This window comes from Mesorhizobium liriopis, from assembly GCF_024053505.1.
GTDB lineage: Bacteria > Pseudomonadota > Alphaproteobacteria > Rhizobiales > Rhizobiaceae > Mesorhizobium_B > Mesorhizobium_B liriopis.
In genome coordinates this window covers 1-12,589 of record NZ_JAMXQS010000006.1, presented here as the reverse complement: position 1 = coordinate 12,589, position 12,589 = coordinate 1, and the positions used below count along the sequence as shown (strand labels likewise).

The window sequence follows — 12,589 nt, the reverse complement described above, 5'->3', positions numbered from 1 at the left end:
TACGCCGCCGTATTTCCAGCGGCTACACCTTGCGGAAGAGCGCCACGCGAACGCGATGCCCTGCCCCACAGATTACTTCTTCTTGCCGGCAATCGCCTTCGCCGGACCCTTGCGGGTGCGAGCGTTGGTGTGCGTGCGCTGGCCGCGAACCGGCAGCGAACGACGGTGACGGAGGCCACGGTAGGAACCGAGATCCATCAGGCGCTTGATGTTCATCGAAACGTTGCGGCGCAGATCGCCTTCGACCTGATAGTCGCGGTCGATGGTTTCGCGGATCGCAAGCACTTCGGCGTCGGTCAGCTGGTTGACGCGACGATCCGCCGGGATACCGACCTTGTCGATGATCTCCTGCGCGAACTTCTTGCCGATGCCGTGAATATACTGAAGCGCGATAACGGTGCGCTTGTTGGTCGGGATGTTGACACCCGCAATACGAGCCATGCTCATTCTCCATGTGAGCCGGACCATGTCCGGCGTTCGTTGCAAAACCCCGCGTCCGGTGGAGGCCGGCCCCTGCGGGTATCCTCATAACCAAAAAGCCGGCGACACCCCGAAACAGGGCGGCCAGCCGAGTCAGCGATCAGAAGATGCGCCGCCTTTAGGCGACGCACCCACATAAGTCAATGCTGACTGACACTTTACGCGACAGCGCGCGTGTCCTCGAGGATCTTCTCGATCGAGGACGTCACCGCATCCATCGAAGCCATGCCGTCCACATGGGTCAACATGTTCTTCGCATAATAGTAGCCGATCAGCGGTGCGGTCTTCTTATAGTACTCGCGCAAGCGCTCTTCGAACACTTCCGGCGTATCGTCCTTGCGAACCGGCTTGCCCGCCGCGAGCGTTTCTTCCGCCCGCTTGACGATACGGCCGACGAGCGCCTCGTCGTCCACGACAAGTTCGATCACCGCATCGAGCCGCCGACCGCTCTTGTCGAGCATCTCCTGAACCGCATCGGCCTGCGCGAGGGTGCGCGGGTAACCGTCGAGGATGAAACCCTTCTTGCAATCGCTTTCCTGGATGCGCTCGGCGACGATGGCGTTGACGATCTCGTCGGACACGAGCTCGCCCGCATCCATCACCGCCTTCGCGCGCTTGCCGACATCCGTGCCGGCCGCGACAGCCGCCCGCAGCATGTCGCCGGTGGAAAGCTGCGGGATGCCGTATTTCTGCACGAGGCGCTGGGCTTGCGTTCCCTTGCCGGCGCCGGGCGGTCCAAGCAGAATCAGTCTCATCGTGTCCTTTTCCCCCCGCGAAGCTTGGACTTCTTGATGAGCCCCTCATACTGGTGCGCGATCAGATGGCCCTGGATCTGCGCAACCGTGTCGAGCGTGACGCTGACAACGATCAGGAGCGACGTGCCGCCAAGATAGAACGGAACGCCGGTCGCGGAAATCAGGAATTCCGGCATGAGACAGATGACCACAAGATATGCCGCGCCGATCACCGTGATGCGCGTCAGCACGTAGTCGATATACTCCGCCGTGCGCTCGCCTGGACGATAGCCCGGAATGAAGCCCGAATGCTTCTTGAGTTGGTCCGCCGTATCCTTCGGATTGAACACAATCGCCGTATAGAAGAACGCGAAGAACACGATCATCGAGGCGTAGAGCAGCATATAGAGCGGCTGGCCGTGACCGAGCGATGCGAGAACCGTGTTCACCCATCCCGGCAGGTTCGTGCTCGACGAGAAGCCTGCGATCGTCGCGGGCAACACGAGCAGCGAGGATGCGAAGATCGGCGGAATGACGCCGGCCGTGTTCAGCTTCAGCGGCAGGTGCGACGTGTCGCCCTGGAACATGCGGTTGCCGACCTGGCGCTTCGGATACTGGATCAGCAGGCGACGCTGGGCGCGCTCGAAGAACACGATCGCCGCGATCACGACGATCGCCAGAACGATGATCGCCAGGATCAGCGTGGTCGAAAGCGCACCGGTGCGGCCGAGTTCGAGCGTGCCGGCCAGCGCGGTCGGCAGGCCCGCCACGATGCCTGCGAAGATGATCAGTGAAATACCGTTGCCGATGCCGCGCGCGGTGATCTGCTCACCGAGCCACATCAAGAACATCGTGCCGCCGACCAGCGTCAGCACGGTGGACGCACGGAAGAACAGGCCCGGATCGGTGACGATCCCGTTGCCACTCTCCAGCCCGACCGCGATGCCATAGGCCTGCACCAGCGCCAGAAGCACCGTGCCGTAGCGCGTGTACTGGTTGATGACCTTGCGCCCCTGCTCGCCTTCCTTCTTCAGCGCCTCGAGCGAGGGGATGACCGAGGTCATCAGCTGCATAATGATGGAAGCCGAGATATAAGGCATGATGCCGAGCGCGAAGATCGCCATGCGGGCAACGGCACCGCCGGCGAACATGTTGAACACGCCGAGCATGCCGCCGCTCTGCTGGCTGAACGCCTGCGCGAAAGCGGCCGGATTGATTCCGGGAAGCGGGATGTAAGTACCGAGACGATACACAAGCAGCGCACCGATCGTGAACCAGATGCGCTTCTTGAGATCCTCAGCCTTGGCAAAGGCCGCAAAATTTAGGTTGGATGCGAGCTGTTCTGCAGCCGATGCCATCAAGCACTCTCCGCTGGGCCGCACCGCCAGGGGAGTCGGGCGAGCGGCTGGACCGGAGCCGAGATAAGCTCCGGTCGGTCACCTTGCAAGCGACGCGTAGGAGACGCGTCGCGCCGCCATTATTCAGCCGAGGCGGCAGCCTCGGCCACGCGGATCGAACCGCCGGCCTTTTCGATCTTCTCGACGGCCGACTTCGAAGCGCCCGCCACGTCGAGCGAGAGCTTCGCGGTCAGTTCGCCCGTGCCGAGCACGCGCACGCCATCCTTGGCGCGGCGGATCACGCCGGCCTTGATGAGCGCCGCCGCATCGACGGTCGAACCGGCTTCGAGCTTGCCGGCGTCCACTGCCGCCTGGAGGCGGGCCAGCGACACGGCGTTGTAGCTCTTCGCCGAGATGTTGGTGAAGCCGCGCTTGGGCAGGCGACGATAGAGCGGCATCTGGCCGCCCTCGAAGCCGTTGATCGCGACGCCCGAACGAGCCTTCTGGCCCTTCACGCCGCGACCGGCGGTCTTGCCCGAGCCCGAACCGATACCGCGACCGAGCCGCTTGCGCGAGTGGGTCGCGCCTTCGTTGTCACGCAGATCGTTGAGTTTCATCTTGGTTCTCCTCGCTTCGCGCTCACGCCTCGCCGACGACGCGGACGAGGTGGTTCACCGAAGCGATCATGCCGCGCACCGAAGGGGTGTCCTCCAGCGTGCGCTCGCGGTGCAACTTATTCAGCCCCAGGCCCACGAGCGTGGCGCGCTGGTTCTTCTCACGGCGGATCGGCGAACCGATCTGCTTCACGACGAGTGTCTTCTTCTCAGCCATCGAATATCTCCTCGCGGCCGCTCTTACTCTTCAGCAGCCACGGCGGTGCCGCGACGTGCCTGAAGGGTCGAATACTTGATGCCACGCGCCGCGGCCACATCCTTCGGATGCAGCTGGTGCTTCAGCGCGTCGAAAGTGGCGCGAACCATGTTGTAGGGGTTCGACGAGCCCATCGACTTGGCGACGACGTCGTGCATGCCGAGCGTCTCGAAAACGGCGCGCATCGGGCCGCCTGCGATGATGCCCGTACCGGCCTTGGCCGAGCGCAGCAGAACGCGGCCCGCGCCATGGCGGCCTTCCACGTCGTGATGCAGGGTGCGGCCCGAACGGAGCGGCACGAAGATGAGGTCGCGCTTGGCAGACTCGGTCGCCTTGCGGATTGCCTCAGGCACTTCGCGCGCCTTCCCGTGGCCGAAGCCGACGCGGCCCTTCTGGTCGCCGACGACGACGAGAGCAGCGAAGCCGAAGCGACGGCCACCCTTCACCACCTTGGCGACGCGGTTGATATGAACGAGCTTATCGACGAAGCCGTCGTCGCGCTCTTCGCGGTCACGACCGCGATCGCGGCCGCCGTCCCTGCGTTCTTGTGCCATGATCCTAATCCTTGTTCTTTTCCGGATAGCACGGGTTGGGAATGATGCCGGCCGATCATGCGATCAGCCGGCGGTGAAAACCTCAGAAGGTCAAACCGCCTTCACGGGCTGCCTCGGCCAGCGCCTTGACGCGGCCGTGATAGATGTAGGCGCCGCGGTCGAACACGACCTCGTTGACGCCCGCTTCCTTGGCGCGCTCGGCGATCAGCTTGCCGATGGCCGACGCTGCGCCGGTGTCGGCGCCCGTCTTGCCTTCCTTGCGGAAGCCGGCTTCCAGGGTCGAAGCGGCAGCGAGGGTCCGGCCCTGCTTGTCGTAGATGACCTGGACATAGATGTTCTTCGAGGTGCGGTGAACCGAAAGACGGGGACGCTCGCCCGCGACCTTCTTCAACTGGCGGCGGACGCGCTGTGCGCGGCGCTGCGTGCTTGCCTTGGTGCTCATGGTCTTTTCCTAGACTGACAGCGCCACCACGGGAAAGTCTCGCCCGTGATCGCGCGCTGAAAACAGAAGGAAGGGCCGGCGAAAACCGGCCCTGCCGCGATTACTTCTTCTTGCCTTCCTTGCGCACGATGCGCTCGCCGGCATAGCGGACACCCTTGCCCTTGTAGGGCTCGGGACCGCGATATTCGCGGATTTCGGCGGCAACCTGACCGACCTGCTGCTTGTCGATGCCCGTGACCACGATTTCGGTCGGGCGCGGCACAGCGATCGTGACGCCTTCCGGCGTCTGGTAGACCACGTCATGGCTGAAGCCAAGAGCCAGCTGCAGGTTCTTGCCCTGCATGGCGGCGCGGTAACCCACGCCCGTGATCTCGAGACGACGCTCGAAGCCGTCCTTCACACCCTGCAGGATGTTCACGATCTGGGTGCGGGACATGCCCCACTTCGAACGCGCATCCTTGGTTTCGTCACGCGGGGTGACGGAGATGCTGCCTTCCTCGAGCTTCACCAGTACTTCGTCGTTGACGACGAAGCGCAGCTCTCCCTTGGGGCCTTTCGCGGAAACGGTCTGACCGTTCACCGATGCGGTCACGCCCTGAGGGACGGCGACCGGCTTTTTTCCGATACGAGACATGAAAGCCTTCCTTGATCCAAGAGCCTGCCGGGTCAGAAGACCTGGCAGAGCACCTCGCCGCCCACGTTCTGCTCGCGCGCCTCGTGATCCGCCATCACGCCCTTGGGCGTGGACAGGATCGAGATGCCGAGGCCGTTGGCGACCTGCGGGATGGACTTGACCGACACATAAACGCGGCGGCCGGGCTTCGACACGCGGGAGATCTCGCGGATCACCGGCGCGCCATCATAATATTTCAGCTCGATTTCGATCTCGGACTTGCCGTTCTCGAACTCGGTCTGGCTGTAGTCGCGGATGTAGCCTTCCGACTTCAGAACGTCGAGCACCCGAGCGCGCAGACGTGAAGCGGGAGTGGACACCGTGCTCTTCCGCCGCCCATAGGCATTGCGGATCCGGGTCAGCATATCGCCAAGAGGATCGCTCAAAGACATCGTCGTCCCTCCCTTACCAGCTCGACTTGACCAGACCCGGGATCATCCCGAGCGAACCGAGCTCACGCAGCGCCACGCGGCTCATTCCGAGCTTGCGGTAATAGGCGCGCGGACGACCGGTCACTTCGCAACGATTGCGGATGCGGTTCTTCGCGGAATTGCGGGGCAGCGCGGCAAGCTTGACCTGGGCGCGGAAGCGCTCGTCGATCGGCTTGTCCTGATCCATCACGATCGCCTTGAGGTCGGCGCGCTTCTTTGCGAACTGCTTCACCATCTTGCGACGGCGGTTGTTCTTCTCGACTGAGCTGGTCTTTGCCATCTCGTGTTTCCTTTCTCGCTGCCGTTACTGGCGGAAGGGGAAGTTGAAAGCCTTGAGCAGAGCCCGGGCTTCCTCATCCGTCTTCGCAGTCGTACAAACGATGACGTCCATACCCCAGATCTGATCGACCTTGTCGTAGTTGATCTCCGGGAAAACGATGTGCTCCTTGATACCCATGGCGTAGTTGCCACGGCCGTCGAAGCTCTTGGGGTTGAGCCCGCGGAAGTCGCGAACGCGCGGCAGCGCGATGTTCACGAGACGATCGAGGAACTCGTACATCCGCTCCTTGCGAAGAGTGACCTTCGCGCCGATCGGCATGTTCTCGCGCACCTTGAAGCCGGCGATCGAGTTGCGGGCACGGGTCACCACGGCCTTCTGGCCGGCGATGAGGCCGAGATCTTCCGCGGCGATGCTGGGCTTCTTCGAGTCGGCGGTAGCTTCGCCAACGCCCATGTTCAGCACGATCTTGTCGATGCGGGGAACCTGCATCTCGTTGTCGTACTTGAACTGCTCGAGGAGCGACTTGCGGATGGTCTCGTCATAGACCTTCCGAAGGCGCGGCTGATACTGTGTGTTAGCCATTGATCACTTCCCCCGTGGTCTTCGCCACGCGAACCTTCTTGCCATCACGAACCTCAAAGCCGACGCGGGTGGCCTTGCCGTTCTTGTCGGTCAGAGCGAGGTTGGACAGATGAATCGGTGCATCCTTGGTGATGATGCCGCCTTCCTGGGACTGCGACTGGCGCTGATGGCGGCGAACCTGGTTGATGCCGCGAACGACGGCCTTGTCGTCCTTCGGCATCACCTGAAGCACTTCACCGGTGCGGCCCTTGTCCTTGCCGGCGAGCACGACGACTTTGTCGCCCTTGCGAATCTTGTTCATGAGTTGGGTCCTTGATCGGTTCGACGCGTCAGAGCACTTCAGGCGCGAGCGAGACGATCTTCATGTGGTTCTTGGCGCGCAGCTCGCGCGGCACGGGCCCGAAGATACGGGTACCGACCGGCTCGCGCTTGTTATCGACGAGCACAGCCGCATTCTTGTCGAAGCGGATGACGCTGCCGTCGGCGCGGCGGATATCCTTGGCCGTGCGCACCACGACCGCCTTCATGACATCGCCTTTCTTCACACGGCCGCGCGGAATCGCTTCCTTCACGGAGACGACGATGATGTCGCCCACCGAAGCGTATTTGCGCTTCGAACCGCCGAGAACCTTGATGCACATGACCCGACGAGCGCCTGAATTATCGGCCACGTCGAGGTTAGTCTGCATCTGGATCATGACTGACCACCTTCTTGTTATTCACGGCCTGCCCCATAAGCCGGCAAGCCTTAAAAATCCAGAGCAATTCCAACAAAACTGCACCGCAGTCTAATTGGAATTGCCCCGGAAACCCGAAAAACTGAAACGACTGAAGCGAAGCCGCCTCACCCGTCATTCTGAGAAATCAGGCTTCTGCCTGCTCCTCGGTCACCACGATCCAGCGCTTGTCGCGCGAGATCGGCTTGGACTCCTGGATGAAGACCTGGTCGCCGACCTTGTGGCTGTTATTCTCGTCATGCGCCTTGTAGCGCTTGGTCATGCGCACGGTCTTCTTCATGACCGGGTGCGTGAAGCGACGCTCGACATTGACGACCACCGTCTTGTCGTTCTTGTCGCTGACGACGGTGCCTTGCAGGACACGCTTGGGCATGGTTGTTGTCCTTATGCCTTCTTGGCGGCCGACTGCTCGGCGGCGATGGTCTTGATTCGCGCGATGGTGCGGCGAACTTCCTTCACCCGCGCGGTCTTCTCGAGCTGGCCCGTCGCCTTCTGGAAGCGCAGGTTGAACTGCTCCTTCTTCAGCGAGGCAAGCTCGTCGTTCAGCTGGTCAGTGGACTTGCCACGAATATCGGAAACCTTCATCACCCCGGTCCTTTACTCAGCGATGCGCTGCATGAAGCGCGTCTTGACCGAAAGCTTGGCAGCACCAAGGCGGAGCGCGGCGCGAGCCGTTTCTTCCGACACGCCGTCGATCTCGAACATGATGCGGCCCGGCTTGACGCGGGCTGCCCAGTAATCGACAGCGCCCTTGCCCTTGCCCATGCGGACTTCGGTCGGCTTGGAGGTGACAGGAACGTCCGGGAACACGCGGATCCAGACGCGGCCTTCACGCTTCATCTCGCGGGTGATCGCGCGGCGGGCCGCCTCGATCTCGCGCGCGGTGACGCGGTTGGGCTCAAGCGCCTTCAGACCGAACGCGCCGAAGTCGAGGTTTGTCCCGCCCTTCGCGGCGCCGTGGATGCGGCCCTTGAACTGCTTGCGGAACTTCGTGCGCTTAGGTTGCAGCATCTCGTTCTACTCCAAAAATCAGGCGTTCTCGCGCTCGCGACGGCGCGGCGCGTTCTGCTCGCCTTCCGTTGCGCGACGCTCCGACGCCATCGGGTCATGCTCGAGGATCTCGCCCTTGAACACCCAGACCTTGACGCCGCAGGTGCCGTAAGCGGTGTGCGCTTCGGCCGTGCCGTAATCGACGTCGGCGCGCAGGGTGTGAAGCGGCACGCGACCTTCACGATACCATTCCAGACGCGCGATCTCAGCGCCGCCGAGACGGCCCGAGCAGTTGATGCGGATGCCCTCGGCGCCCAGACGCATGGCCGACTGAACGGCACGCTTCATGGCGCGGCGGAAGGCGATGCGGCGCTCGAGCTGCTGCGCGATGGACTGCGCGACCAGCGTGGCGTCGATCTCCGGCTTGCGCACTTCCACGATGTTGAGGTGCGTTTCCGACTTGGTCATCTCGGTCAGCTTCTTGCGAAGCTTCTCGATGTCCGCGCCCTTCTTGCCGATGATCAGGCCGGGACGGCCGGCATGGATCGTGACGCGGCACTTCTTGTGCGGACGCTCGATCACCACCTTCGACACGGCGGCCTGCTTCAGTTCCTTGAGCAGGTATTCGCGGATCTTGAGGTCTTCGTGGAGCAGCTTGCCGTACTCGCCGGTGTTCGCGTACCAGCGCGAATCCCAGGTGCGGTTGATGCCCAGACGCAGACCGATCGGATTGACTTTCTGGCCCATCAGGCGGCCTCCACTTTCTCTTCCACTTCGCGGACGACGATGGTCAGATGCGAGAAGGGCTTCTCGATCCGGCTCGCCCGGCCGCGACCGCGAGCATGGAAACGCTTCATGACGATCGACTTGCCAACATAGGCCTCGGACACCACCAGCGCGTCCACGTCGAGGTCATGGTTGTTCTCGGCGTTCGCGACTGCCGATTCGAGCGTCTTCTTGACGGTCGATGCGATACGCTTGCGCGAGAATTCCAGATCATTGAGCGCGCTCGCCACCTTCTTGCCGCGGATCAGCGCGGCAACGAGGTTCAGCTTCTGAGGGCTGATGCGGATCGTGCGGAGCACGGCGCGAGCCTCATTGTCGGCGAGCCTGCGCGGAGCCTTGGCCTTGCCCATGTTACTTCCTCTTTGCCTTCTTGTCCGCGCCGTGACCGTAATAGGTGCGGGTGGGCGCGAACTCGCCGAACTTGTGACCGACCATCTCTTCGTTCACCGCGACGGGAACGTGCTTCTGGCCGTTATAGACGCCGAACGTGAGACCCACGAACTGCGGCAGAATGGTGGAGCGGCGGCTCCACGACTTGATGACTTCGGAACGACCGCCTTCACGAACCTTCTCTGCCTTCTTCAGCAGATATCCGTCGACGAACGGGCCCTTCCAGACTGAGCGGGACATGCGCCTCTACCTCTTACTTAGCTCTTGCGCGCATGGCGCGAGCGCATGATGAACTTGTCGGTCGCCTTGTTTGACCGGGTCTTCTTGCCCTTGGTGGGCTTGCCCCAGGGCGTGACCGGATGACGGCCACCCGAGGTGCGGCCTTCACCACCACCATGCGGGTGATCGACCGGGTTCATCGTGACGCCGCGATTGTGCGGGCGACGGCCCAGCCAGCGCGAACGACCGGCCTTGCCGAGGTTGATGTTGCCATGGTCGGGGTTGGACACCGCACCCACGGTCGCGAAGCACGAGCCGTGAACGAGGCGCTGCTCGCCCGAGTTCAGGCGAAGGATCGCCATGCCCTGATCGCGGCCGACGAGCTGTGCGTAGGAACCCGCCGAACGCGCGATCTGACCGCCCTTGCCCGGCTTGAGCTCCACATTGTGCACGATCGTGCCGACCGGCATCGACTGCAGCGGCATCGCATTGCCCGGCTTCACGTCGGCCGACTGGCCGGCGATCACCTTGTCGCCCGGCGACAGGCGCTGCGGGGCGATGATGTAGCTCAGCTCGCCGTCGTCATAGCGCAAGAGCGCGATGAAGGCCGTGCGGTTGGGGTCGTATTCCAGACGCTCGACGGTCGCCGAGACGTCGAACTTGCGACGCTTGAAATCGATCACGCGATAGGTGCGCTTGTGACCGCCGCCGATGAAGCGAGCCGTCACGCGACCATAGTTGTTGCGGCCGCCCGAAGACGAAAGGCCTTCGGTCAGACCCTTCACGGGCTTGCCCTTCCACAGGGAAGAGCGGTCGACGATCACCAGCTGGCGCTGGCTCGGGGTCGTCGGCTTATAGCTCTTGAGTGCCATGTTCTTGTCCTTGCCGATCCGTCTTAGAGGCCGGTGCTGACGTCGATCGAGTCGCCGTCACGCAAGGTGACGATGGCCTTCTTGACGTCCTGCTGGCGGCCGATCGTGCCACGGAAGCGCTTCACCTTGCCCTTGCGGACCAGCGTGTTCACTCCCGTCACCTTGACGCCGAACAGCGCCTCGACAGCGGCCTTGATCTCGGTCTTCGAAGCCGTCTTGGCAACGTTGAAGACCACTTGGTTCTGCTCCGACGCCATCGTCGACTTCTCGGTGATGGCGGGGCTGACGATCACGTCGTAATGGCGAAGATCGGTCACTTGAAGCGCTCCTCGAGAGCCTCGATCGCAGCCTTGGAAAGCACCAGCGTGCCGCGACGGAGGATGTCGTAGACGTTGATGCCCTGGATCGGCAGCACGTCGATGTTCGGAATGTTGTTCACTGCCTTGGCGAAGTTCTGGTCGAGTTCGGCGCCGCCGATCACCAGAGCGTTCGAAAGGCCGAGCGAAGCGAAGTTCGCCACCAGCGTCTTGGTTTTGGCTTCGGAAAGAGCCAACTCATCGACGACGATGATGCTGTCCGCACGGGCCTTGGCCGAAAGCGCATGCTTCAGGCCGAGCGCGCGGACCTTCTTGGGCAGGTCGTGCTCGTGGGAGCGGGCAACCGGGCCGTGGGCCTTGCCGCCGCCGCGGAACTGCGGAGCGCGGGCCGAGGAGTGACGGGCGCGGCCCGTTCCCTTCTGCTTGTACATCTTGGCGCCGGTGCGCGCGATATCCGCGCGGCCCTTGGCCTGATGCGTGCCCTGCTGACGCTTGGCCAGCTGCCAGCGTACCACGCGGGCGAGAATGTCCTCGCGCGGCTCGAGGCCGAAGATCTCGTCCGACAGGGTCACCGTGCCGGCGCCCTGACCTGCGAGCGTGGAAACGTTCACGTCCATTTATGCCCCCTCGCCCGGCTGGGCCGAGTCGTTCTGGGCTGCACGGATCGCTGCCGGCTTCGGCGCGTTTTCCGGCAGCGTAGCCTTGACGGCGTCGCGCACCAGGATCCAAGCACCCTTGGAACCGGGAACCGCGCCGCGGATCAGGATCAGGCCGCGGTCGAGATCGGTGGAAACCACCTCGACGTTCTGGGTCGTCACGCGGGTCTGGCCCATGTGACCGGCCATCTTCTTGCCCTTGAAAACCTTGCCCGGGTCCTGGCGCTGACCGGTCGAGCCGTGCACGCGGTGCGACAGCGAGTTACCGTGCGTCGCGCGGCCACCACCGAAGTTGTGGCGCTTGATGACACCCTGGAAACCCTTACCCGTCGAAGTGCCCGTCACATCGACCTTTTGGCCAGCGACGAAGTGCTCGACGGTGATCTCGGAGCCGACATCGAGAAGGTTGTCGGCGGAGACGCGGAACTCTGCGACCTTCGCCTTGGGCTCGACCGAGGCCGTCGCGAAATGACCGCGCAGCGCCTTGGGCGTGTTCTTGACCTTGGCGAGGCCGACGCCGAGCTGAACAGCGGTGTAGCCGTTCTTTTCTTCGGTGCGCTGAGCCACGACCTGGCAGTTTTCCATGCGCAGAACGGTCACGGGCACGTGCTCGCCCGCATCATTGTAGATGCGGGTCATGCCGACCTTCTGTGCGATAACACCTGAACGCATCGTTCCGGTTTCCTTCCGAACTTCAATGCCAGCAGCTTCAGGAATGAAGCGCCGACGGTTTCGCTCTTAAAGCTTGATCTCGACGTCCACGCCTGCGGCCAGGTCGAGCTTCATCAGCGCGTCCACGGTCTGCGGCGTGGGGTCAACGATGTCGAGCAGGCGCTTATGCGTACGCATCTCGAACTGCTCGCGGCTCTTCTTGTCGATGTGCGGCGAGCGGTTGACAGTGAACTTTTCGATCCGCGTCGGAAGCGGGATCGGACCGCGCACATTGGCGCCGGTGCGCTTGGCGGTCGAGACGATCTCACGCGTGGAAGCATCGAGCACGCGGTGATCGAAAGCTTTCAAGCGGATGCGGATATTTTGTCCGTTCATACCGAAATTCCTTGTTCTGCCGAGGGGCGGGAGGTTTTTCTCACCGCCCCGCGCCAGATCCACTTTTCTGCTTACTCGACGATGGCTGCGACGATGCCCGCACCCACCGTGCGGCCACCCTCACGAATAGCGAAGCGCAGCTTCTCTTCCATCGCCACCGGCACGATCAGTTCCACGTCCACCGTCACATTG

General features: G+C 62.9%; 25 protein-coding genes. All 25 read right to left on the bottom strand.

Annotated features, from left to right (window positions below; translation table 11 throughout):
• Positions 1-72: 72 nt before the first annotated feature.
• Complete coding sequence (gene rpsM / locus NGM99_RS12180) at positions 73-441, bottom strand: 30S ribosomal protein S13 (RefSeq protein WP_252819284.1); 369 nt, start codon at positions 439-441, stop codon at positions 73-75.
• 197 nt (positions 442-638) lie between these two features.
• Positions 639-1,235 carry an adenylate kinase gene (locus NGM99_RS12175; protein WP_252819282.1) on the bottom strand — a complete coding sequence of 199 codons (597 nt, stop codon included), beginning with the start codon at positions 1,233-1,235 and terminating at the stop codon, positions 639-641.
• Entirely contained in the window at positions 1,232-2,572 is a 1,341-nt protein-coding gene (secY, locus tag NGM99_RS12170) for a preprotein translocase subunit SecY (protein ID WP_252819280.1), read from the bottom strand. Before secY ends, NGM99_RS12175 begins: the two co-directional genes overlap by 4 nt.
• 119 nt (positions 2,573-2,691) lie before the next feature.
• On the bottom strand, positions 2,692-3,168 hold the full coding sequence (gene rplO / locus NGM99_RS12165; protein WP_252819278.1) for a 50S ribosomal protein L15: 477 nt from the start codon (positions 3,166-3,168) through the stop codon (positions 2,692-2,694).
• Between the two features lie 22 nt (positions 3,169-3,190).
• Complete coding sequence (rpmD, locus tag NGM99_RS12160; protein WP_252819276.1) at positions 3,191-3,382, bottom strand: 50S ribosomal protein L30; 192 nt, start codon at positions 3,380-3,382, stop codon at positions 3,191-3,193.
• 23 nt (positions 3,383-3,405) lie between these two features.
• Complete coding sequence (gene rpsE, locus NGM99_RS12155) at positions 3,406-3,975, bottom strand: 30S ribosomal protein S5 (RefSeq protein ID WP_252819273.1); 570 nt, start codon at positions 3,973-3,975, stop codon at positions 3,406-3,408.
• An 82-nt stretch (positions 3,976-4,057) separates the two neighbouring features.
• Positions 4,058-4,417 carry a 50S ribosomal protein L18 gene (rplR, locus tag NGM99_RS12150; RefSeq protein WP_252819272.1) on the bottom strand — a complete coding sequence of 120 codons (360 nt, stop codon included), beginning with the start codon at positions 4,415-4,417 and terminating at the stop codon, positions 4,058-4,060.
• Positions 4,418-4,517: 100 nt separating this feature from the next.
• The gene (rplF, locus tag NGM99_RS12145) at positions 4,518-5,051 is read right to left on the bottom strand and encodes a 50S ribosomal protein L6 (RefSeq protein ID WP_252819271.1); all 534 of its coding nucleotides are present in this window, start codon (positions 5,049-5,051) and stop codon (positions 4,518-4,520) included.
• Positions 5,052-5,083: 32 nt separating this feature from the next.
• On the bottom strand, positions 5,084-5,482 hold the full coding sequence (rpsH, locus tag NGM99_RS12140) for a 30S ribosomal protein S8 (protein ID WP_252819261.1): 399 nt from the start codon (positions 5,480-5,482) through the stop codon (positions 5,084-5,086).
• A gap of 13 nt (positions 5,483-5,495) precedes the next feature.
• Positions 5,496-5,801, bottom strand: coding sequence for a 30S ribosomal protein S14 (rpsN, locus tag NGM99_RS12135; protein WP_252819259.1), 306 nt, complete (start codon positions 5,799-5,801; stop codon positions 5,496-5,498).
• A 24-nt stretch (positions 5,802-5,825) separates the two neighbouring features.
• Positions 5,826-6,383, bottom strand: coding sequence for a 50S ribosomal protein L5 (gene rplE, locus NGM99_RS12130; RefSeq protein WP_252819257.1), 558 nt, complete (start codon positions 6,381-6,383; stop codon positions 5,826-5,828).
• The gene (rplX, locus tag NGM99_RS12125) at positions 6,376-6,684 is read right to left on the bottom strand and encodes a 50S ribosomal protein L24 (protein ID WP_252819255.1); all 309 of its coding nucleotides are present in this window, start codon (positions 6,682-6,684) and stop codon (positions 6,376-6,378) included. The genes rplE and rplX overlap by 8 nt, the downstream gene beginning before the upstream one ends.
• Positions 6,685-6,712: 28 nt before the next feature.
• Positions 6,713-7,081 carry a 50S ribosomal protein L14 gene (gene rplN, locus NGM99_RS12120; protein WP_252819253.1) on the bottom strand — a complete coding sequence of 123 codons (369 nt, stop codon included), beginning with the start codon at positions 7,079-7,081 and terminating at the stop codon, positions 6,713-6,715.
• 166 nt (positions 7,082-7,247) lie between these two features.
• Positions 7,248-7,493, bottom strand: coding sequence for a 30S ribosomal protein S17 (gene rpsQ / locus NGM99_RS12115; RefSeq protein WP_252819251.1), 246 nt, complete (start codon positions 7,491-7,493; stop codon positions 7,248-7,250).
• Between the two features lie 11 nt (positions 7,494-7,504).
• Entirely contained in the window at positions 7,505-7,705 is a 201-nt protein-coding gene (rpmC, locus tag NGM99_RS12110) for a 50S ribosomal protein L29 (protein WP_252819248.1), read from the bottom strand.
• A 12-nt stretch (positions 7,706-7,717) separates the two neighbouring features.
• The gene (gene rplP / locus NGM99_RS12105; protein WP_252819247.1) at positions 7,718-8,131 is read right to left on the bottom strand and encodes a 50S ribosomal protein L16; all 414 of its coding nucleotides are present in this window, start codon (positions 8,129-8,131) and stop codon (positions 7,718-7,720) included.
• A gap of 18 nt (positions 8,132-8,149) precedes the next feature.
• Entirely contained in the window at positions 8,150-8,857 is a 708-nt protein-coding gene (gene rpsC / locus NGM99_RS12100; protein ID WP_252819245.1) for a 30S ribosomal protein S3, read from the bottom strand.
• A complete protein-coding gene (gene rplV, locus NGM99_RS12095; RefSeq protein ID WP_252819243.1) occupies positions 8,857-9,246 on the bottom strand; it encodes a 50S ribosomal protein L22 in 390 nt (129 codons plus the stop codon). The genes rpsC and rplV overlap by 1 nt, the downstream gene beginning before the upstream one ends.
• Before the next feature lies 1 nt (position 9,247).
• On the bottom strand, positions 9,248-9,526 hold the full coding sequence (rpsS, locus tag NGM99_RS12090; protein WP_252819241.1) for a 30S ribosomal protein S19: 279 nt from the start codon (positions 9,524-9,526) through the stop codon (positions 9,248-9,250).
• Between the two features lie 17 nt (positions 9,527-9,543).
• Positions 9,544-10,377, bottom strand: coding sequence for a 50S ribosomal protein L2 (gene rplB / locus NGM99_RS12085; RefSeq protein ID WP_252819239.1), 834 nt, complete (start codon positions 10,375-10,377; stop codon positions 9,544-9,546).
• 23 nt (positions 10,378-10,400) lie between these two features.
• Positions 10,401-10,694, bottom strand: coding sequence for a 50S ribosomal protein L23 (locus tag NGM99_RS12080; protein WP_252819237.1), 294 nt, complete (start codon positions 10,692-10,694; stop codon positions 10,401-10,403).
• Positions 10,691-11,311, bottom strand: a complete 621-nt coding sequence (gene rplD / locus NGM99_RS12075) for a 50S ribosomal protein L4 (protein ID WP_252819235.1) — start codon at positions 11,309-11,311, stop codon at positions 10,691-10,693. Before rplD ends, NGM99_RS12080 begins: the two co-directional genes overlap by 4 nt.
• On the bottom strand, positions 11,312-12,022 hold the full coding sequence (gene rplC, locus NGM99_RS12070; RefSeq protein WP_252819233.1) for a 50S ribosomal protein L3: 711 nt from the start codon (positions 12,020-12,022) through the stop codon (positions 11,312-11,314).
• A gap of 66 nt (positions 12,023-12,088) precedes the next feature.
• Entirely contained in the window at positions 12,089-12,397 is a 309-nt protein-coding gene (gene rpsJ / locus NGM99_RS12065; RefSeq protein ID WP_007066362.1) for a 30S ribosomal protein S10, read from the bottom strand.
• A 71-nt stretch (positions 12,398-12,468) separates the two neighbouring features.
• Positions 12,469-12,589: EF-Tu C-terminal domain-related protein (locus tag NGM99_RS12060; RefSeq protein WP_493594239.1), on the bottom strand; the 121-nt coding region annotated here is incomplete at its 5' end.